This is a genomic window from Enterobacter cloacae complex sp. P29RS, from assembly GCF_014893445.1.
Classification (GTDB): Bacteria; Pseudomonadota; Gammaproteobacteria; order Enterobacterales; family Enterobacteriaceae; genus Enterobacter; species Enterobacter intestinihominis.
In genome coordinates this window covers 38657-59329 of record NZ_JADBPZ010000030.1, presented here as the reverse complement: position 1 = coordinate 59329, position 20673 = coordinate 38657, and the positions used below count along the sequence as shown (strand labels likewise).

General features: G+C 55.5%; 20 protein-coding genes, 1 tRNA gene and 1 pseudogene. 10 read left to right on the top strand and 12 right to left on the bottom strand.

The window, feature by feature from the left end; all coding sequences use genetic code 11:
- The 3 genes from lsrB to lsrG are packed head-to-tail and all read left to right on the top strand — an operon-like array spanning position 1 to position 2191.
- Positions 1-1002 carry an autoinducer 2 ABC transporter substrate-binding protein LsrB gene (gene lsrB / locus IM282_RS19925; protein ID WP_023307027.1) on the top strand — a complete coding sequence of 334 codons (1002 nt, stop codon included), beginning with the start codon at positions 1-3 and terminating at the stop codon, positions 1000-1002.
- 11 nt (positions 1003-1013) lie between these two features.
- Positions 1014-1901, top strand: a complete 888-nt coding sequence (lsrF, locus tag IM282_RS19920) for a 3-hydroxy-5-phosphonooxypentane-2,4-dione thiolase (protein WP_022649459.1) — start codon at positions 1014-1016, stop codon at positions 1899-1901.
- Positions 1898-2191: a (4S)-4-hydroxy-5-phosphonooxypentane-2,3-dione isomerase gene (lsrG, locus tag IM282_RS19915; protein WP_022649458.1), complete on the top strand. Its 294-nt coding sequence runs from the start codon at positions 1898-1900 to the stop codon at positions 2189-2191. The genes lsrF and lsrG overlap by 4 nt, the downstream gene beginning before the upstream one ends.
- Before the next feature lie 138 nt (positions 2192-2329).
- Here lsrG and ygjG read toward each other — a convergent pair whose 3' ends face one another.
- Positions 2330-3709 (bottom strand): putrescine aminotransferase, encoded by a 1380-nt coding sequence (gene ygjG, locus IM282_RS19910; RefSeq protein WP_022649457.1) that lies wholly within the window; start codon positions 3707-3709, stop codon positions 2330-2332.
- 422 nt (positions 3710-4131) lie between these two features.
- Between ygjG and IM282_RS19905 the strand changes: the two genes are divergently transcribed.
- Positions 4132-5652: a PAS domain-containing methyl-accepting chemotaxis protein gene (locus IM282_RS19905; protein WP_192970754.1), complete on the top strand. Its 1521-nt coding sequence runs from the start codon at positions 4132-4134 to the stop codon at positions 5650-5652.
- Between the two features lie 239 nt (positions 5653-5891).
- Complete coding sequence (locus IM282_RS19900; RefSeq protein WP_192970753.1) at positions 5892-7451, top strand: methyl-accepting chemotaxis protein; 1560 nt, start codon at positions 5892-5894, stop codon at positions 7449-7451.
- On the opposite strand, the gene IM282_RS19895 is transcribed toward IM282_RS19900, so the two are convergent.
- Positions 7448-7942, bottom strand: coding sequence for a PadR family transcriptional regulator (locus IM282_RS19895; protein ID WP_017382401.1), 495 nt, complete (start codon positions 7940-7942; stop codon positions 7448-7450). The genes IM282_RS19900 and IM282_RS19895 overlap by 4 nt on opposite strands.
- Before the next feature lie 145 nt (positions 7943-8087).
- Here IM282_RS19895 and IM282_RS19890 point away from each other — a divergent pair, with 145 nt between their 5' ends.
- Positions 8088-8852: a siderophore-interacting protein gene (locus tag IM282_RS19890; protein ID WP_023298676.1), complete on the top strand. Its 765-nt coding sequence runs from the start codon at positions 8088-8090 to the stop codon at positions 8850-8852.
- On the opposite strand, the gene IM282_RS19885 is transcribed toward IM282_RS19890, so the two are convergent.
- A complete protein-coding gene (locus IM282_RS19885; RefSeq protein WP_022649453.1) occupies positions 8853-10022 on the bottom strand; it encodes a molecular chaperone DnaJ in 1170 nt (389 codons plus the stop codon).
- A gap of 452 nt (positions 10023-10474) precedes the next feature.
- Between IM282_RS19885 and IM282_RS19880 the strand changes: the two are divergent.
- Positions 10475-10629 (top strand): annotated as a pseudogene (locus IM282_RS19880) (porin family protein); the annotation flags it as partial.
- 275 nt (positions 10630-10904) lie between these two features.
- On the opposite strand, the gene IM282_RS19875 reads toward IM282_RS19880, so the two are convergent.
- The gene (locus IM282_RS19875) at positions 10905-11615 is read right to left on the bottom strand and encodes a hypothetical protein (RefSeq protein ID WP_022649452.1); all 711 of its coding nucleotides are present in this window, start codon (positions 11613-11615) and stop codon (positions 10905-10907) included.
- Between the two features lie 71 nt (positions 11616-11686).
- Here IM282_RS19875 and IM282_RS19870 point away from each other — a divergent pair, with 71 nt between their 5' ends.
- Positions 11687-11941: a hypothetical protein gene (locus IM282_RS19870; RefSeq protein WP_126291430.1), complete on the top strand. Its 255-nt coding sequence runs from the start codon at positions 11687-11689 to the stop codon at positions 11939-11941.
- 192 nt (positions 11942-12133) lie between these two features.
- Here the strand turns inward: IM282_RS19870 and IM282_RS19865 are convergent.
- A tRNA-Ile gene (locus tag IM282_RS19865) sits at positions 12134-12209 on the bottom strand.
- Positions 12210-12333: 124 nt separating this feature from the next.
- On the opposite strand from IM282_RS19865, the gene mug reads away from it, so the two are divergent.
- Positions 12334-12840, top strand: coding sequence for a G/U mismatch-specific DNA glycosylase (gene mug / locus IM282_RS19860; protein ID WP_126292108.1), 507 nt, complete (start codon positions 12334-12336; stop codon positions 12838-12840).
- A gap of 106 nt (positions 12841-12946) precedes the next feature.
- On the opposite strand, the gene rpoD is transcribed toward mug, so the two are convergent.
- From rpoD to rpsU, 3 genes are all read right to left on the bottom strand, one after another.
- Positions 12947-14791 carry an RNA polymerase sigma factor RpoD gene (gene rpoD / locus IM282_RS19855; protein WP_006812010.1) on the bottom strand — a complete coding sequence of 615 codons (1845 nt, stop codon included), beginning with the start codon at positions 14789-14791 and terminating at the stop codon, positions 12947-12949.
- Positions 14792-14944: 153 nt separating this feature from the next.
- Positions 14945-16690: a DNA primase gene (dnaG, locus tag IM282_RS19850; protein ID WP_003862574.1), complete on the bottom strand. Its 1746-nt coding sequence runs from the start codon at positions 16688-16690 to the stop codon at positions 14945-14947.
- Between the two features lie 115 nt (positions 16691-16805).
- Entirely contained in the window at positions 16806-17021 is a 216-nt protein-coding gene (gene rpsU, locus IM282_RS19845; protein WP_001144069.1) for a 30S ribosomal protein S21, read from the bottom strand.
- Between the two features lie 236 nt (positions 17022-17257).
- On the opposite strand from rpsU, the gene tsaD reads away from it, so the two are divergent.
- Entirely contained in the window at positions 17258-18271 is a 1014-nt protein-coding gene (gene tsaD / locus IM282_RS19840) for a tRNA (adenosine(37)-N6)-threonylcarbamoyltransferase complex transferase subunit TsaD (protein ID WP_192970752.1), read from the top strand.
- An 87-nt stretch (positions 18272-18358) separates the two neighbouring features.
- On the opposite strand, the gene ureG is transcribed toward tsaD, so the two are convergent.
- Genes ureG through ureE form a run of 4 tightly spaced genes read right to left on the bottom strand, consistent with a single transcriptional unit; the run spans position 18359 to position 20673 of the window.
- Positions 18359-18976, bottom strand: coding sequence for an urease accessory protein UreG (ureG, locus tag IM282_RS19835; protein WP_023298635.1), 618 nt, complete (start codon positions 18974-18976; stop codon positions 18359-18361).
- A gap of 9 nt (positions 18977-18985) precedes the next feature.
- Positions 18986-19660 (bottom strand): urease accessory protein UreF, encoded by a 675-nt coding sequence (locus IM282_RS19830; RefSeq protein ID WP_023298634.1) that lies wholly within the window; start codon positions 19658-19660, stop codon positions 18986-18988.
- Positions 19660-20199: a HupE/UreJ family protein gene (locus IM282_RS19825; RefSeq protein ID WP_003862561.1), complete on the bottom strand. Its 540-nt coding sequence runs from the start codon at positions 20197-20199 to the stop codon at positions 19660-19662. The genes IM282_RS19830 and IM282_RS19825 overlap by 1 nt, the downstream gene beginning before the upstream one ends.
- Positions 20200-20208: 9 nt before the next feature.
- Positions 20209-20673 (bottom strand): urease accessory protein UreE, encoded by a 465-nt coding sequence (gene ureE / locus IM282_RS19820; protein WP_045308003.1) that lies wholly within the window; start codon positions 20671-20673, stop codon positions 20209-20211.

Sequence of the window (20673 nt, the reverse complement as noted above, 5' to 3'; positions counted from 1 at the left end):
ATGAAAACAAAACTGCTCGTCCTGGCAATGGCCCTCAGCTTCGCTTCGGCGCAGGCGGCGGACCGCATTGCCTTTATCCCAAAACTGGTGGGTGTGGGATTCTTCACCAGCGGCGGCAACGGCGCGAAAGAGGCGGGGAAAGAACTTGGCGTGGACGTGACTTACGACGGCCCGACCGAGCCGAGCGTCTCCGGCCAGGTGCAACTGATCAATAACTTCGTCAACCAGGGCTATAACGCCATCATCGTCTCTGCCGTGTCGCCGGACGGTCTCTGCCCGGCGCTGAAGCGCGCGATGCAGCGCGGCGTGAAGGTCCTGACCTGGGATTCCGACACCAAACCGGAGTGCCGCAGCATTTACATCAACCAGGGCACGCCGGAACAGCTGGGCGGCCTGCTGGTGGAGATGGCAGGCAAGCAGGTCACCAAACCGAACGCGAAAGTGGCGTTCTTCTACTCCAGCCCCACCGTCACCGACCAGAACCAGTGGGTGAAAGAGGCGAAGGCCAAAATCGAGAAAGACCATCCCCAGTGGCAGGTCGTCACCACGCAGTTTGGCTATAACGACGCCACTAAATCCCTGCAAACCGCCGAGGGGATCTTAAAAGCCTATCCGGATCTGGATGCGATCATCGCCCCGGACGCCAACGCCCTGCCGGCGGCGGCACAGGCGGCGGAAAACCTGAAGCGGGAAGGGGTGGCGATTGTCGGCTTCAGCACGCCAAACGTGATGCGTCCGTACGTTGAGCGCGGCACGGTGAAAGCCTTCGGCCTGTGGGACGTGGTGCAGCAGGGCAAAATTGCGGTCAATGTCGCCGATCGTTTGCTGAAAAAGGGCGATCTTAACCCTGGCGACAGCGTGGAGGTGAAAGATATCGGGACGCTGAAGGTCGAGCCGAACAGCGTGCAGGGCTACCAGTATGAGGCGAAGGGCAACGGCATCGTGCTGCTGCCGGAGCGGGTGGTGTTCACCAAAGAGAACATCAACAAATACGATTTCTGACGGGGGAGCAAATGGCTGATTTAGACGACATCAAAGACGGCAAGGATTTTGGCATCGGTACGCCGCAGCAGAATGTGCCGTACACCCTGAAGGGCTGCGGTTCGCTCGACTGGGGCATGCAGTCCCGGCTTTCGCGCATTTTCAACCCGCAGAGCAACCGCACGGTGATGCTGGCCTTTGACCACGGTTACTTTCAGGGACCGACCACCGGCCTTGAGCGTATCGATCTCTCCATCGCGCCGCTGTTTGGCGAAACCGACGTGCTGATGTGTACCCGCGGCATCCTCAGGAGCCAGGTACCTGCCGCGACGAACAAACCGGTGGTGCTGCGCGCCTCCGGCGGTAACTCGATTCTGGGCGAGCTGTCTAACGAGTGCGTGGCGGTGGCGATGGAAGACGCGCTGCGCCTGAACGTCTGCGCGGTGGCGGCGCAGGTCTATATCGGCAGCCCGTTTGAACATCAGTCAATCAACAACATCATCAAGCTGGTGGATGCGGGGGCGCGTTACGGCATGCCGACGCTGGCGGTGACGGGCGTGGGTAAAGAGATGGCGCGCGACGCGCGCTATTTCTCGCTCGCCAGCCGCATCGCAGCCGAAATGGGGGCCCAGTTCGTCAAAACCTACTACGTGGACGAGGGCTTTGAAAAAGTGACCGCCAGCTGCCCGGTGCCGATTGTTATCGCGGGCGGCAAAAAGCTGCCGGAGCATGAGGCGCTTGAGATGTGCTGGCGGGCGATTGACCAGGGCGCGTCCGGCGTGGATATGGGGCGCAACATCTTCCAGTCCAGCGCGCCGCTCGCCATGCTGAAGGCGGTGAAGAAAGTGGTTCACGAGAACATGAGCGCCCGTGAGGCGTTCCAGTTCTGGCAGGAAGAGAAACAGGGAGAAGCAAAATGAACGTGACGCTGGTGGAAATCAACATCAAACCCGAGCGAGTGGATGAGTTTCTGGAGGTGTTTCGCGCCAACCACGAGGGAGCGATCCAGGAGCCGGGCAACCTGCGCTTTGACGTCTTGCAGGACCCGAGGGTGAAAACCCGGTTCTTTATCTATGAGGCCTATAAAGACGAAGAGGCGGTGTTGGCGCATAAGCAAACGCCACACTATCTGGCGTGCGTGGACAAGCTCGAAGAGTTGATGTCAGAGCCGCGCAAAAAACGCTGCTTTGTGGGGTTGTTGCCGGAGTAGCGTTTTGCCCGGTGGCGCTGCGCTTACCGGGCCTACGGGGGCGAGAGGGGGCGGTGTTTGCCCGGTGGCGCTACGCTTACCGGGCCGACATCTGCAGTATGTTGTAGGCCGGGTAAGCGTAGCGCCACCCGGCGTTTTTTACGCCTCTTCCACGCTCACCCGCAGCGCCGCCAGCGCCTTACGCGCCGCCTTCAGCACCTGCTCACACTGCTCAATGGTGAGCGTCAACGGTGGCTCAATGCGGATGGTTTTCGAGTTGTTGAGCGTTCCCGCCACCAGTACCCGCTGGCGGAACATCTCGCTTGCGAAGCTATAACCGGTTTCGTTATCAACGAACTCAATCGCCATCAGCATCCCTTTCCCGCGTGCATCCTGTACCAAATCCGGGTATTCCCGGCCCAGCTGACGGAAGCCGTCCAGCAGCATGTCGCCTTTCTGCTCCGCCTGCGCAGGCAGGTTTTGCTCCAGCAGCACGTTGATGGTGGCCAGCGCTGCCGCACAGGCCAGCGGGTTACCGCCAAAGGTGGTGGTATGTAAGAACGGGTTGTCGAATAGCACCGAGAAGACCTCCTCAGTGGCGACCGTTGCGCCAATCGGCATCACGCCGCCGCCGAGCGCTTTCGCCAGGCATAAAATGTCTGGCTGAACGTTCTCATGCTCGCAGGCGAACATCCTGCCGGTACGCCCCATCCCGGTCTGCACTTCGTCGAAGATCAGCAGCGCGCCAAACTCATCGCACAGCTGACGCACGGCGGGCAGATAGCCCTGCGGCGGGAGGATCACGCCTCCTTCGCCCTGAATCGGCTCCAGGATCACCGCCGCCACGTCGTCGCCGGTTTTACGGCATTCACTCAGCATGGTGCGCATGGCGTTGATGTCGCCGAACGGTACGTGGCGGAAGCCCGGCAGCAGCGGCATAAACGGTTTGCGGAAGGTGGATTTGGCGGTAGCAGACAGTGCGCCCAGGGATTTCCCGTGGAACGCGCCGCTGGTGGCGATAAAGGTGAATTTCCCGCGCGGCGACTGGTACGCTTTGGCGAGTTTAATCGCCGCTTCGACCGATTCGGTGCCGCTGTTGCTGAAGAAGCTGTATTTCAGCTTACCGGGCGTTAAGGCTGCCAGCGTTTTCGCGAGCATGGCGCGAAGCGGATCGAGCAGTTCCTGGCTATGGAGAGGTTGTTTCGCAAGTTGATTCTGTACGGCGGAAACCACAACTGGATTACGGTGCCCCACGTTGAAAATACCAAAACCACCCAGGCAATCGATAAACTCCTGTCCCTGGGTGTCGACAAGCGTATTCAGACTCCCCGCTTGCCACTCTACGGCTCCGTAATCCCCGCCGGCGGTAACAGATTTGCGATACTCCAGAAAACCAGGATTCACATGCTCTTTAAAGTAATCAATGACCTCACGGTTAAGTTGTTTCATCTCCTCATGATCAAGCGTTCGCTTTTCAATGAGATTCAGTGCGTGCGCGGTACAGGCAAGAGCCGAGGCGCTGGAAGGTAACCTGTTCAAAATATGCTCCCGGGGATCGCGTATCACATGATACTGAGTTAAGTATTGCAGGGATTACGCCACCTCAGATGCCTTAACAAAAATCGGGATAAACGCCAGGTGAAATCAGAGTTGCACAATATTTAATCATGCCATCGCGCGCCGCACGGGATAAGGGATAACGAGCCGGGGATGGGGTTTCGTCAATTGCACTGCTCCAGGGCAGGAAATGCGCCTTAAGTGTGCGCCGGGGGATCATGCTTTGTAGGTAGTTTCGTGTCGAAAGTATTTTAAATCAATTAATTAGAAAAGCGTACGAAAAGTGCGGTTTAACCGAGATTTGCGATCTCAATCATATTTAACAACTAAAGATAAATTTTTTATCGCCGAAAAAACATAAGCCACAAAATTAACATTCAAATAACCTGCAAGGGATGCTCACTATGTCCTCTCCTGACTATGTCACCCAGAATGAATATCCGCTGGACGATGACACCACGCTTATGTCGACCACCGACCTCCACAGCTACATGACCCACACTAACGACACCTTTGTGCAAGTGAGTGGCTTTACGCTTCAGGAGTTGCTCGGGCAGCCGCACAACATTGTGCGCCACCCGGATATGCCGAAAGCGGCTTTTGCCGACATGTGGTACACGCTGCAAAAGGGCGAGCCCTGGAGCGGGATTGTCAAAAACCGACGTAAAAATGGCGATCACTATTGGGTACGCGCCAATGCGGTACCAATGGTGCGTAACGGTCAGATGACGGGCTATATGTCCATTCGTACCCGCGCCACCGAGGACGAGGTCGCCGCGGTGGAGCCGCTTTATAAGGCGCTCAATGAAGGACGTAGCAAAAAACGCATTCATAAAGGGCTGGTGGTACGCAAAGGCTGGCTCGGCAAATTACCGGCGATGCCGCTGCGCTGGCGCGTGCGTAGCGTAATGGCGGTACTTTTTGCGGTGATGTCCGCAACGCTGATTGCCAGTGCCGCAGGCTGGGCTTCGCTGGTGGCGGCAGCCGTGGTGATGCTGCTTGGCACCCTGGTGTTTGAGCAACAGATTGTCCGCCCGGTGGAAAACGTCGCAAGGCAGGCGCTCAGGGTCGCTACCGGCGAGCGTAACAGCGTGCAGCATCTTAACCGCAGCGATGAACTGGGGCTGACGCTGCGGGCCGTCGGACAACTGGGGCTGATGTGCCGCTGGCTTATCAACGACGTCTCCAGCCAGGTGGTGAGCGTGCGCGACGGCAGCGATAGGCTGGCGCAGGGTAATGAAGATCTCAACGACCGCACGCGCCAGACCGTGGCTAACGTGCAGCAGACCGTGGCAACAATGAACCAGATGGCGGCGTCGGTGCAGAGTAACTCTGAGACCGCAGCCGAAGTCGACAAGCTGTCGATGGCTGCCAGCAGCGCGGCCACGCAGGGCGGCACCGTGATGCAGACCGTGGTGAAAACCATGGATGACATTGCCGACAGTACCCAGCGCATTGGCTCTATTACCTCGCTTATCAATGACATCGCCTTCCAGACCAATATTCTGGCGCTGAACGCCGCGGTTGAGGCGGCACGCGCGGGCGAACAGGGGAAAGGCTTTGCGGTGGTGGCGGGCGAAGTGCGTCATCTTGCCAGCCGCAGCGCGAACGCGGCTAACGATATTCGCAAGCTGATCGACGCCAGCGCCAGCAAAGTGCAGTCGGGCGCCGATCAGGTCCACGCCGCGGGACGTACCATGGATGATATTGTCGAGCAGGTGAAAAACGTCACGCAGCTTATCGCGCAGATCAGCCACTCCACCTCCGAGCAGGCTACAGGCCTGACAGAGCTGACCCGTGCCGTGGCAGAACTGGACAGCATTACGCAGAAAAATGCTGACCTGGTCGAAGAGAGCGCGCAGATTTCCGCGATGGTTAAGCACCGGGCCGGACGTCTTGAAGATGCGGTTACCGTGCTGCATTAAGAAATGCATGCTTCGATAAAGCCGTTTATTCCTCCGGGGTAAACGGCTTTTTTGTTTTTCAGAATAAGTTATGTTGTTAATGAAATATTAAGTAACTAAAAAAAGAACCCGATTTTTAATTGCTCCGCCCCGGATTTATTGATAGTGAGAAATAAAAAAACGATCAAAGTCATAAAGTTAGCGCGTTTCCTACCGATAACAGCGATCGTCTGAGAAATAATCACATCGATGGGGTAAATATGTTCATACATGACGTAAAGATCAGCACGAAATTATTTCTGGCGTTTGGATTATTTATTGTCCTGATGGTCGTCAGCGCAAGCTTGTCTCTGATGAGCCTGAATCGGGCAAACAATGGAATGCAAACCATTCTTACCAGCGACTATCCAACTACGGTAAAAGCGAACCAGTTAATCGACAACTTCCAGGAATTTATCAGCACGCAGCAGCTCATGCTGCTGGACGAACAGGGAACGTACACGACGCAATCAGAACAGCGTCTGAAGGCGATAAGCGAGCGCATCACCGCAATCCTGAGCGAGCTGGACAACGCTCTCAAGGATAAAAAATCCCAACAGGTGCTGGCGGACATCCACGGCGTACGCCAGCAATATCTTGACTCGCGCTACCGCATTTTGCAGGCCGTGCAGAATAACGACCGTGCGGGCGCGATAAACGAGATGATGACCAACACCCTGGACCTGCAACAGTCTTATAAAGCGAAAGTGCAGGCGCTGATTGCGATCCAGGATCATGAAATGCAGAGTGCGGGCGAGCAGGTGGAAGGCGATTTCCGCACTAATCGTCTGCTGCTGATCCTGATTACGCTTTTCAGCGTCGCGGCAGCCAGCCTGACTGGCTGGTTCATTGTGCGATCCATTACCCGCCCGCTGAACGACGCGGTGAATTTTGCGGAGGCCATCGCCGATGGCGATCTCACCGGCAGCATTACCTCGCACGGTAAAGATGAAACCGGACTGCTCCTCACCGCACTGATGGAGATGAAAACGCGCCTGCTGGAGATTGTGCAGCAGGTGCAAACCGGATCGGAAAACATCTCCAGCGCCGCCGCACAGATTGTCGCGGGCAACCAGGATCTGGCTGCCCGCACGGAGGAGCAGGCCAGTTCCGTTGAACAGACGGCCGCGTCGATGGAGCAGATTACCGCCACGGTGAAGAACACCGCCTCCCACACCGGAGAAGCGACGAACCTGTCTGCCGATGCGGCTGCCGTGGTCAAAAACAACGGCGAGATGATGAAGCAGGTCACCAGCAAGATGCGCCTGATTAACGAAACATCGAACAGGATGTCCGACATCATCGACCTGATCGACGCCATTGCCTTCCAGACCAACATTCTGGCGCTGAACGCGGCGGTCGAAGCGGCGCGCGCAGGTGAGCATGGTCGCGGCTTTGCGGTGGTGGCGGGCGAGGTACGCCAGCTCGCGCAGAAAAGTGCAACATCTGCGAGTGAGATCCGCCAGCTGATTGAAAGCTCCACAAGCCAGACGCAGGACGGCATGAACCTTGTGGAGAAAGCCAGCGGGCTTATCAACGGCATGGTCGGCAACGTGGAAGAGATGGACGTCATCCTGCGTGAAATTCGCCAGGCCAGCCATGAACAGACGGAAGGTATCTCGCAGATCAACAGCGCGATTGGCCTGATAGACGCCACCACCCAGCAGAACTCCGCGCTGGTGGAGGAGTCCGTTGCGGCGGCGGCATCCCTTAACGAACAGGCGATGCACCTGAAAGAGCTGGTCCGCGTGTTCCGCGTGAGCGACGGCGTGCTGGCTTAATCCAGCTGGGAGATCTCCAGTGCCGCGCGGTCAATCACGCCGATAATCTGTTTTAACTGCGCGTCGCTGAGTTCTCCCTGATTAACTTTCAGATCCAGAACCGCTTTGAAGTTATCCAGCGCCCGCTTCATCTGTGGGTTTTTGCGCAGCTGGAACCCGACGGAGCGCGCCTTGATACGCGTCTGGATCTGCTCCAGCTGTTCCCTATTGTCATCCAGCCATTGCTGCCCGGCGGCGTTAATTGCAATCCGCTTACGGCCGTTCTCTTCTTCGGTAATGGTGATCAGCGCCTGATCCTGCAAGTAATCCAGCGTCGGGTAGATCACGCCAGGGCTTGGCGTGTAATGTCCCTGCGTCAGGTTCTCGATCTCTTTAATCAGCTCATAACCATGGCTCGCGTTGCGGGTCAGGATATCCAGGATCACCAGCCGCAAATCACCATGGCCAAAAAATCGTGGCCGGCGTCCGCCGCCGTCGTGTTCGTGTCGCATGTTTCTTCCTCAATCTGATATATCTAAACTATATCTAAGATATATTCAGATGCAATCTAAAAGATCTTGATTTCTGAGTTAATAGCAATCATTATCATTAAAAATTCATTCCGATATATCGTATTCACCTGAGAAGGGCATCAACATGGCATCTACCCGTTACCCTCAACGTGTCCGCAATGACCTGCGTTTTCGTGAGCTGAACGTGCGGCGCACTGAGCGAGTCAGCGCAGGATTTCAGCGCATTGTACTATGCGGCGAGGCGCTGGAGGGCTTTAGCTCTCGCGGCTTTGACGACCATACCAAAGTCTTTTTCCCCGCACCGGGTACCCCTTTCGTGCCGCCTGTGGTGACCGATGAAGGCATCGACTGGGGCGATGGGGTGCGTCCGCAGGCGCGTGACTACACCCCGCTGTACGATGACGAAAAACACGAGCTGGCGCTCGATTTTTTCGTGCATGATGGCGGCATTGCCAGCAACTGGGCGGTAGAGGCGAAGGTGGGCGACAAGCTGACCATCGGCGGTCCGCGTGGTTCGCTGGTGGTGCCGGAAGATTACGCCTGGCAGTTGTACGTGTGCGACGAGTCGGGTATGCCCGCGCTGCGTCGCCGTTTAGAAAGCATCGCAAAACTGCCTGTTCCCCCGGCGATCCACGCCATCGTCACCGTGGGCGATGCGGCGTACCAGGACTATCTGGCGCACCTGAGCGGGTTCAACATCACCTGGGTTATCGGCCACAACGAGCAGGCGGTAGCCGACCATCTTGCAGCGCTGGCCGTGCCGGAAGAGGATTACTTTATCTGGCTGACCGGAGAGGGGAAGGTGGTGAAACGCCTGAGCCGTCAGTTTGAAACCGACGCAATTGACCCACAGCTGGTACGTGCCAGTGCGTACTGGCACGCCAAATAATCAGGCTGCGGGATCCAGCTGCGCTTCGCTCACCTGATGTTCGAGCGAGGCGCATACCTCTCTCAGCGCTTTCTCCTGCTGGGCAAAGTAGGCTTCCATATTGCTGAGCGACGAGACGAGCAGCCAGGACTCTTCCTTCTCCAGCTCTGCCAGCTCGTTCACCAGGGTGTCGATTTGCTCACGCACCTGCGCCATTTTTTTGCGAATACGTTCCAGGTCGTTCAGCCTGTCGCTCGCCATCATCGGTTCAAACCCTTGTTGCAGACGGGCGACCAGCGAGCGAATGGCCTTCACGTCGCCGCGCTGTTTGGCCTGGTTGAGTTGCACCATCATCCTGTTGGCTTCCTCTTTTAAATCATCGGCAACCAGATCCGGGTGGCATAGCTTGCTCGCCTGACGCCAGAGCCGCTTCAGCTCGTTCCGATCCTCTTCAGAGAGATCCTTGCCTTTACGCAGGCGCACTTCGGCATCATGATGCTGTTCGCGATACTTTTTGTACTCTTCGTTGGCCTCATCGCGCGCCTGACGTGCTGGCTCTTCTTCACGCGTTAAACCGGTCTCCAGCTCCATCGCTTCGGCCAGCAGGTTGGCAATCAGATTACTTTGCTGCTGAAGATGCTTGCGCGCCTCTGCCGCCTGAACGGAATCTGCAGGCAGATCTCGCCAGCGCCGGGTGAGCGTTGTCAGAACCTCTACGGCCTGCGCCATATAGCCCTGGCAGCGGCGGTAATCCTCTTCCCGACGACGCGTCTCCGCCTGCTGACGACGCAGGTTAAGCTCCGCCAGCGTTTTACGCAGGGCGAGGATCTGCTGCATCAACGGCCCGAGGCGGGAGAAATAGAGATCGTTGAATTCATCAAGCTGCTGTACCCGGGCGTTACGGCGATCAATCAGATCGCGCAAGCGCTCTTCCAGAGCCTTCAGCTCCAGCTTGCTGGCCGCCAGTTGCGGGTCACGCCACGGGGTAACGGCGCGCTGGCTTTGCAGCCAGGCGGTGATAGCGCGAAGGGCTGCGGTGTAATTTTTCTGCTCAAGCGCCGCGACGATGGACAGGAGATTATCGTCAAAGGCTTCCTCTTTGAGACGTTTCAACTGGCTCCGGATGATGTCGTCATCTTCCAGCTCAATGGCATTTTTAATGATTTCTAGCCGTTTGATCGGTGTGCTCATGATGCCTTTCGCTCTGGCGCTTAAGTATTTGAGTTAAGGTTAGTTGTTGTAAAAGCTACTGGAAATAATACACACGGATGATGATCGGCGCGATGGGGGATTTCTTTAGAATTGCAGAATGTGAAGATGGGCGCGTAAAAGATGAAATGAGCAGGTTGCTTTTGATGATAAGCGCTAATCCGTTGAAATAACTAGCAATCGCTTTAAAACCAAGACCAGTCCCTACTTAAAATTACCAGGTAAAACGCGTATTCCCCCGAATAGTTTGCCCTTTCGGGAGTGCTTACGCTTCGTGTCACTGACTTTTCCTGACACCGGCAGACGATGGTTCGCCGTGCGGAATGCTTTTCCAAAGGAGTGTTGATGAAGATGAAAGCTATTGTAGTCGCCCTGCCGATCGCGATGATCCTGGCTACCGTTCTGGCGGCAAACAGAAAGAGCACTTAGGCGGTGAGCGTCTGTATGTCGACCGGGGCACTATTTCGATATGGGTAAGATCGACAGTGGATATAACAACTATGCGAACATGCGTGGCTTAAAGGATGAGCAGATGAAGGCGCATATTGTCTCTAACGAATTTACGCTGGGCATGTGTTACGTGTTTTAACCTGTTGTGAATATCACTGCTTTAAAGCAAGGCCAACACCGTGGGAGTGTGGGGCTGGCTTTTTTCTTGTGCGCATGTGGCATGTGGGGTTCCTGATTTCCATCAAAACCAACGATTATGTTTTACATAAAAATAGGTAACGATGATGATCCATGTCAGGGTAAGAATACCAAAATAGTCAGGGATGAAACGCGCAAAAAGATAAGCACCAGCAACGATGAGCGCTATAGGGATATAATAAATATATGATTGCAAAAACCATAATATTGCTCGTTTCATCTTCTTAATAACTCATATAAAGCATCGCCGATTATTTCCTCATTGTTGCCACCTGATTCAATTTGATAAATTATTTTTGTCATTTGCGGTTCAATAAGAAAGTAAAGCATCTCCAGATTCTGTTGGTACAATGCCTGGTAATATGCAGAGTCCTGAAATTTGAGCTTATTAGCTGCTAGCGCCGCCACCTGTGCTTTCGAATAGATTATAGCACCGTTAACATACATTGATGATAAAGAATTAACCATTCTGATATGCGACTCGTGAAAATCGCCGCTACTGATTATCAGCTTTGCAATAGTTAAGGACAGCGCTAGTTTGCTAGATTTCTCAGCGTACTCATAAGCCTTATCGCCTAATTCCTTTTTAAGAAATGCAGCGAGATTGTTACTTTTTTGCTCTCCCAGTCTTTTGAGAGTTTTCTGAAAGTAAATCTCAACCATATCAAGAGCAACATCGTTTCGGTTATAGATTTCGGCAAGTGCTAATGTGAGACGGCGGTCTTCATTTATTAGCTCGCGACAGGTATTGCGGTAGTAATCGTCTGGTATCAGGCACGAACCATAGTTAATTATACGTTGTGTACCAAGCTTTAGATTTTCGATAGCACTCATATTGGTAGCTTGTATTTCTCGCAATGCTTTGGTTAGCGCCAGGGCTAGATTCCTTTCTGATTGCAACTTCATTTTTGCATAGCCGTCTGCCATTGTAATTTCCCTTGTTGTAACATTACCCTGTCAATAATTGATCATCATTGTCATAGGGGGCAAGGAAGGAAATGAAAAAAAGCGGTAGAGTGGCAATTTATGTTCTAGTGGTGATTATTTTCTTTCTAACTATTCCAGAGATCGTCGTTCGTGTACTCACTCCGGAGCAGTTTGCTCGATTGGGTGATTTTACAAGCTTTGGTGGCTTGTTTAGTCATATCCTTTCTTTATTGATTTTCCTTGGCTTATCTTCAATTCTGCTGGGCATACTCGCCATTTTTGTAACGAAAAAAATTTACCGCCATGTCACTCGATACAAAAGCTAATCTTCAAAACTGATCCACAAGGCGGCAGGTGAGGGGGGAGTTAAGTGTGTTCTGATCTGCGTCATACAATTGGGGTCTGGATCGAGATCGGGTTCAGTTAAGATGCCATGTAACGATAATGGAACACTGTCAGTTACATAGAAAAAGCCACTCGTTAGAGTGGCTTAATTATATGATTCTAAAGCTAAAATTTGGTGGCCCCTGCTGGACTTGAACCAGCGACCAAGCGATTATGAGTCGCCTGCTCTAACCACTGAGCTAAGGGGCCGTGGCGGTGAATTATAAAGTAACTCCCCTCATCAATCCAGCCATTCACACCTGCCTGCTGTTTTTATAAACAACGCATAATCAATCCTTTATACTTATCTTAAGATGCATAGACAGGAGTAGAGATGATCAACGATATTCTGGCCCCTGGCCTGCGGGTGGTGTTCTGCGGAATCAACCCGGGCAAGTCCTCGGCGTACACCGGTTTTCACTTTGCTCATCCGGGAAATCGCTTCTGGAAGGTGATCCACCAGGCCGGTTTTACCGACAAACAGCTTAAGCCGGAAGAAGAGCAGCAGCTGCTGGATACGCGCTGTGGCATCACCATGCTGGTCGAGCGTCCAACGGTGCAGGCGAGCGAAGTAAATCTGCATGAGCTGCGTACTGGCGGGCGGGAACTGGTGAAGAAGATTGAAGACTACCAGCCCGCGGCGCTGGCGATCCTCGGCAAACAGGCGTACGAGCAGGCGTTCAGCCAGCGCGGTGCGAAGTGGGGTAAGCAGAACATTACCATTGGCGTAACGCAGGTGTGGGTGTTGCCGAATCCGAGCGGGCTGAACAGGGCGACGCTGGACAAGCTGGTGGAGGCGTATCGGGAACTTGATGAGGCGCTGGTGGTGAGGGGGCTTTAGCTCCTCTGCGGCCTGATGCCCTCACCCTGACCCTGACCCTCTCCCACAGGGAGAGGGAATAAACAAAAAAAGCTCCCGATTGGGAGCTTTTTCATTTCAGGACCGATTAATCGTCCAGGAAGCTACGCAGTACTTCAGAGCGGCTCGGATGGCGCAGCTTACGCAGCGCCTTCGCTTCGATCTGACGGATACGTTCGCGGGTAACGTCAAACTGTTTACCCACTTCTTCCAGCGTGTGGTCGGTGTTCATGTCGATACCGAAACGCATACGCAGCACTTTGGCTTCACGGGCGGTCAGGCCAGCCAGCACGTCGTGCGTGGCAGCACGCAGGCTCTCGGTGGTGGCAGAGTCCAGCGGCAGCTCGAGGGTGGTATCCTCGATGAAATCACCCAGATGCGAATCTTCATCATCACCGATTGGCGTTTCCATGGAGATTGGCTCTTTAGCGATTTTCAGCACTTTACGGATCTTGTCTTCCGGCATCAGCATGCGTTCAGCCAGCTCTTCCGGCGTCGGCTCGCGGCCCATCTCCTGCAACATCTGGCGAGAGATACGGTTGAGTTTGTTGATGGTCTCAATCATATGCACCGGAATACGGATGGTGCGCGCCTGGTCTGCGATAGAGCGGGTGATCGCCTGACGGATCCACCAGGTAGCATAGGTGGAGAACTTGTAACCACGACGGTATTCAAACTTATCTACCGCTTTCATCAGACCGATGTTGCCTTCCTGAATCAGATCCAGGAACTGCAGGCCACGGTTGGTGTATTTCTTGGCGATAGAGATAACCAGACGTAAGTTCGCTTCAACCATCTCTTTCTTAGCACGGCGGGCTTTCGCTTCACCGATAGACATACGACGGTTGATGTCTTTCACCTGCTCGATGGTCAGGCCGGTCTCTTCTTCAATCTGATGCAGCTTTTGCAGGCCGCGCTGTACGTCTTCTTTCACGTCGTGCAGCTTTTCAGACCACGGCTTGTTCATCGCGATAGCGGCGTTGAACCAGGTTTCGCTGGTTTCATTGCCGGTGAAGAGGGTGATGAAATTCTTCTTCGGCATTTTGCACTGTTCAACACACAGCTTCATGATGATACGTTCCTGGGTACGTACGCGATCCATCATCACGCGCATGCTGTTCACCAGGTAGTCGAACTGTTTTGGCACCAGGCGGAACTGTTTGAACACTTCCGACAGCTTCAGGATCTCTTCCTGAGCGGCAGCATGGCTGCGGCCTTTCGCTTTGATGGTGTCACGCGTCACTTCGTACTGAGTACGCAGCTCGGCAAACTTCTCGCGCGCCAGTTCAGGGTCGATGCTGTTGTCGTCGTCGCTGCTGTCGTCGTCTTCTTCTTCATCTTCGTCTTCGTCGTCATCCATCTCTTCCTGAGACAGCTCAGAACCGACGTGAGTGGCGGTTGGCGCCATATCTTCTTCAGCGTTCGGGTCGACAAAGCCAGTGATCAGATCGGACAGACGCGCTTCTTCCGCTTCAACGCGATCGTACTGCTCCAGCAGATAGGTAATCGCTTCCGGGTATTCGGCAACAGAGCACTGAACCTGGTTGATCCCGTCTTCGATGCGTTTTGCGATGTCAATTTCGCCTTCGCGGGTCAACAGTTCAACGGTACCCATTTCACGCATGTACATGCGGACCGGGTCAGTGGTACGCCCGATTTCAGATTCCACGCTGGACAGTACCTGTGCAGCAGCTTCTTCCGCATCTTCGTCAGTGTTGTTGGAGGTTTCAGCCAGCAACAGATCATCGGCATCCGGTGCTTCTTCCATCACCTGAATGCCCATGTCATTGATCATTTGGATGATATCTTCGATCTGATCTGAATCGACGATATCTTCCGGCAGATGGTCATTGACCTCGGCATAGGTCAGATAGCCTTGCTCCTTACCGCGTTGGACAAGAAGTTTCAGCTGTGACTGCGGGTTTTGCTCCATAAGACGGTATCCACACTTAATTCGTTTGATTGGTGTCGGCGATAGGGCTGCCAACCTTTAAAGCGAGGGCGTACTTATATTTTTGCCGCTGCCTCTCAGTGCGGCTGCCGGGGGCTTCCCGATCGATATTCGGCACTTAAGCCGTTAAATTTTTTATTTCTTCGCCAGTTCCTGGTTAATCATCCAGAGCTCCCGGCGTTCTTCGCTGCTTAAGCCATGGGTGCGCTCGCGAGCTATCAACTCTTCCTGGCGCAACTCAAGCATCGAATCAAACATATGGTTGAGTGAGTCGGTGAACGTTTTTTCTGCGATATCCTTATCTGCTATATCGTCCCACATCGACAGTTTTTCAAGGGTAGCGGCCTCTTTTGTGCCGCGATAATGCTCTAAAAGTTGTCCGGTGGTCAGACCTGGCTGCGACAAACAAGTGTTGACCAATTCTGAAAATAAGCCAAGTCCGGGCAATTTTTCGTGGTTCAAACCCGCCAGTGACGGCACTTGCGGAGCAAGTTCGGGGTTTTGCACCAGCAACCCTATCAGTATACGCATGGTTGTGCGTTTTAGCTGAGGCGCGGGGCGTACCGTGCCGTTTTCAGCCTGTTTAGGCATTAAACGTTCAAGCTGGCTGTCATCCAGAATGCCGAGCTTGTTGCCTAACTCCTGACGCAGATAGATGCGCAGCGTTTCGCCGGGCACCTGGCTGATTAACGGCAACGCCAGCGTGCTGAGCTGCGCGCGCCCGTCAGGGGTACTCAAATCCACCTGCGGCATCAGGCTGTTAAACAGAAACGTGGAGAGCGGCTGAGCCTGCTCCATCCGCGCTTCAAATGCCGCTTTGCCCTCTTTACGCACCAGCGTATCCGGGTCTTCACCGTCGGGCAGGAACATAAAGCGTAGCTGACGCCCGTCGGTCATATACGGCAACGCGGTTTCCAGCGCTCGCCAGGCGGCGTCGCGTCCTGCGCGGTCACCGTCGTAACAGCAAATCACGTTGTTGGTGACGCGGAACAGCAACTGGATATGGTCCGCCGTGGTGGACGTTCCCAGCGACGCAACGGCATAGTTAATGTCGTACTGCGCCAGCGCAACAACATCCATATAGCCTTCGACGACCAGAAGACGCGGAGGTTCCGCATTATCCTGCTGTGCCTCATAAAGACCGTAAAGCTGGCGGCCCTTATGGAAAATATCGGTTTCCGGGGAGTTAAGGTATTTCGGCAGGGCATCACCCAGCACGCGACCACCAAAACCTATCACCCGGCCACGCTTGTCGCGGATCGGGAACATCACCCGTTCACGGAAGCGGTCGTAGCTTCGTCCCTGGTCGTTGGTGACCAGCATGCCTGCGTCGATGAGGGATTTACGATCTTCGCTATTGCCGCCAAAACGCTTTAACACGTTGTCCCAGCCGGGCGGGGCGTAACCAATAGCGAAACGCGCAATCACATCGTCGCTCAGTCCGCGCTTGTTCAGATACTGACGCGCAGGCTCAGCCGCAGAGTGCTTAAGAGACTGTTGGTAAAACGAATTCAGGCCATCCATCAACTGATATAGCGTTTGCCGCTGATGGCGCTCGATCTGACTTGGCCCACTGCCTGCTTCATACGGCACTTCAAGGTTATGCATCGCCGCCAGCTCTTCGACGGTTTCAACGAACTCGAGCTTATCGTAGTTCATCAAAAAATCGACGGCATTACCGTGTGCGCCACAGCCGAAGCAATGGTAGAACTGCTTTTCACCGTTTACGGTGAAAGAGGGGGTTTTTTCGTTATGGAACGGACAGCACGCATGGTAGTTCTTGCCCTGCTTTTTTAGCTTCACCCGCGCGTCGATGAGATCGACGATGTCGGTTCTGGCAAGCAGGTCATTGATGAAAACGCGTGGGATTCTTCCGGCCATATGCCCCAAAAATTTAAGCGACTTATAAACGAAAACAAGCCGCGCATTCCTTCCGGAAGCACGGCCTTACGACTACAACTCTGTCTGTCAATTGAGGGCTGTGGCCCTCAACAGATTAGTACAGACGAGTACGGCGTGCGTTTTCGCGAGCCAGTTTCTTCGCGTGACGTTTCACAGCGGAAGCTTTAGCGCGCTTACGTTCGGTCGTTGGTTTTTCATAAAACTCACGACGACGAACTTCAGCCAGAACACCTGCTTTCTCGCATGAACGTTTGAAGCGACGCAGTGCTACGTCGAACGGCTCGTTTTCACGTACTTTAATTACCGGCATGTAACTCTCACCTTTAATAAATTCGGTTTGCCGCTGGCATCAACGCCAGCTTATTTCAAAATGGTGCGGAATTTTACTGCAAATGCTGCTGCTTTGTAAAGCACCGATGCGATTTTGAAAGGGACTTTTATAAGGGGGAAGAGTATACACGAGGCTTCTTCCTGGGGCGAACAAAGTTTTACATCAACCCGCCCAGGCTCTACACTGCGCGGTATTGAAACGAGGTAAAACAAGTCATGCGTGTACTGGGTATTGAAACATCCTGCGATGAAACCGGCATCGCGATTTACGACGACGAAAAAGGGCTTCTGGCCAACCAACTGTATAGTCAGGTGAAATTGCACGCTGACTACGGCGGCGTCGTGCCTGAACTGGCCTCTCGTGACCACGTGCGTAAAACGGTTCCCCTGATCCAGGCGGCGCTGAAAGAGGCCGGGTTAAGTGCAAAAGATATTGATGCCGTGGCCTATACTGCAGGACCGGGCCTGGTTGGCGCGCTGCTGGTCGGCGCAACGGTAGGGCGTTCGCTGGCCTTCGCGTGGGACGTTCCGGCCATTCCGGTTCACCATATGGAAGGACATCTTCTGGCTCCGATGCTGGAAGCCAATCCGCCAGCGTTCCCGTTTGTGGCGCTGCTGGTCTCCGGCGGTCATACGCAGCTGATTAGCGTAACGGGCATTGGCAAGTATGAGCTGCTGGGCGAATCGATCGACGACGCGGCCGGTGAAGCCTTCGACAAAACTGCCAAGCTGCTGGGCCTGGATTATCCTGGCGGCCCGATGCTGTCGAAAATGGCCGCGCAGGGAACGGAAGGGCGCTTTGTCTTCCCGCGTCCGATGACCGATCGTCCGGGGCTGGATTTTAGTTTCTCCGGTCTGAAAACCTTCGCGGCGAACACCATTCGCAATAACGACGACAGCGAGCAGACGCGTGCCGACATCGCCCGCGCGTTCGAAGATGCGGTGGTGGATACGCTGATGATCAAGTGCAAGCGTGCGCTGGATCAGACGGGCTTTAAGCGCCTGGTGATGGCCGGTGGCGTGAGCGCCAACCGTACGCTGCGCGCGAAGCTTGCCGAAATGATGCAAAAGCGTCGTGGGGAAGTGTTCTACGCGCGTCCGGAATTTTGTACCGATAACGGGGCGATGATCGCCTACGCCGGGATGGTGCGCCTGAACGCTGGCGTCACGGCTGACCTGAGCGTGTCCGTGCGTCCGCGCTGGCCGCTGGCGGAGCTGCCTGAGGCGTAAGTCTTTTGCCCGGTGGCGCTGCGCTTACCGGGTCTGCAAAAATCGCAGGCCGGGTCAGGCGAAGCCGCCACCCGGCAATAAACCGCACTACATCCGCAGCATCCCTTTCTCTTCCAGAAACGCAATAATCGTCGCCAGCCCGTCACCCGCCTTCAGGTTGGTAAAGGTCCACGGACGCTCGCCGCGCATGCGATTAGTGTCGCGCTCCATTACCTCCAGCGACGCCCCCACGTACGGCGCGAGGTCGGTTTTATTGATCACCAGAAAATCGGATTTGGTGATCCCCGGCCCGCCCTTGCGCGGGATTTTTTCCCCTTCGGCCACGTCGATCACGTAGATGGTGAGGTCCGCCAGCTCCGGGCTGAAGGTCGCGCTCAGGTTATCCCCGCCGCTTTCGACGAAGATCAGATCCAGATTGCCGAACTTCTCGCTCAAGGCTTCCACCGCTGCCAGGTTCATTGAGGCATCTTCGCGGATGGCGGTGTGCGGACAGCCGCCCGTTTCCACCCCTACGATGCGCTCTGGCTCAAGCGCACCCGCCTCGGTCAGGATGCGCTGATCCTCTTTGGTGTAGATATCGTTAGTCACCACCGCAAGATGATAGGTGTCGCGCATCGCCTTGCAGAGCGCTTCCAGCAGGGCGGTTTTGCCCGACCCTACCGGGCCGCCCACGCCAACGCGCAGGGGATGTTTGTAATCAGCCATATTGACTCCTCAGGAACGGAATAGTCGTGAATATTGGGTTTCGTGGCGCGCGGAGGCGATGGCGGACAGCGGCGTAGCTGCCCCCAGCGCGTCGTCGCCACGTAAAAATGCCTGTTCAAACCCGGCGGCAAAATGGTCGCTCAGGTCGATAATCAGCTGTTGTGCGGCCTGCTGCCCAAACGGCACCAGCTTGACGCCCGCCATCACCGCGCTCTCAATCCAGCTGTAGCCGAGGCTCAGCGCCAGCTCGCGCGCGCTAATGCCCCAGCGCACGCCGAGCCACGCCATACCGCCGAGCTGGCTCTGCATCAACAGCGGCAGCCATTCTGGCGGGCAGGCGGGTTCCCAGCTTTTAACCAGGCGCGTAAAGGCTGCGCCGCGGTTGCGTTCTTCCTCGCGCAGTTCGCGCGTTTCCCGACAGGCGAGGAGGTATGCCGTCCAGCGTTTTGCTGTCGCGACCTCCTGCTTCTCGCAGGCATGATACAGGCGGATAAACAGCGGCAGGTCGACGCAGAAAAAGCTCTGCTCCATCTGCTGGATCTGCCAGCGCCTGAAGGCCTCAGCGTCCGTGATCCACCCGGCCTCGACAGCCCACTCCAGCCCCTGTGACCAGGTATACGATCCGACCGGCAGGCTACTGCTGGAGAGCTGCATCAGGCGCAGCCGCTGGCGGGCGTGCTCCATCAGCTCATCAGCGCCAGCAGGGCAGAGACGATCAGCCCGCCGCCGAAGGTCTTACGCAGGCCGTCGTGACGGCGCAGCAGCAGCCCTGCCGCGAAGCTGGCGCACAGCACCGTGGCACTGGCTAACATAAATCCGCTGGTAAAGAGCCAGAAGCTGTGGCCGGACATCTCCACGCCGTGCGCCCAGCCATGGAACATCGCCAGGGCTGGAACCGCCAGCAGCAGGCGATTTTCAGTCTTAAACATCATCACGCCGCAGACCGCCAGCGAGGCGATAATCAGCATCTCCATGCCGCTAAAGCCGCCGAGCAGGCTGCCCGCAACGGCGCCAGCCAGCATCATGCCGAGCGTTGCTAACGGCAGCAGCAGCTTGCGGCCGCTCAGGGCGGACAGCACGCCAGCCCCCGTCAGCATCAGCAGGTGATCCAGCCCGGTCAGCGGATGGAGAAAACCTGCCTGAAAGCTGTCGGTTCCGTGCCCGGGATGGGCAAGCGCCGGAACGGAAAAGGCCAGCAGAAACAGCGGTAAATACTTACGCATGATGAGTCCTTAATGTGAATGAGCGTGGGAGTGGCCATGGCTGTGGGCATCGCTGGTGTAAGCGCCCGCTTCCGGTTCAAAGGGCAGGCTGGCGAAGGTCACCTCCAGCCCGAACTGACGTAGCATGTCGTCGAGAACGTGATCGTGGTGGTAGCGCAGTTCGCCGGGCATGATTTGCAGCGGTACGTGGCGGTTGCCCAGGTGATAACAGGCGCGGGCGAGCAGGAACGGGTCGGCGCAGCGCACCACGGAAACCGACTCCGGGGCGGCGATCACTTCGATCACTTCGCTGCCGTCGTCGGTAGTCAGCAGGTCGCCCCCGCGCAGCAGCAGGCCGCGCGGCAGCATTAGCCCGGCTTCGCGGCCGTCGTTCAGCGCCACGCGGGCGCGGCTTTTTACCCGCACGTCAATCGGCAGCGTAACGCTGGCGGTGACGGGGTGCGCGTGGTCCAGGCGTTGGGTTAAATAAATCAT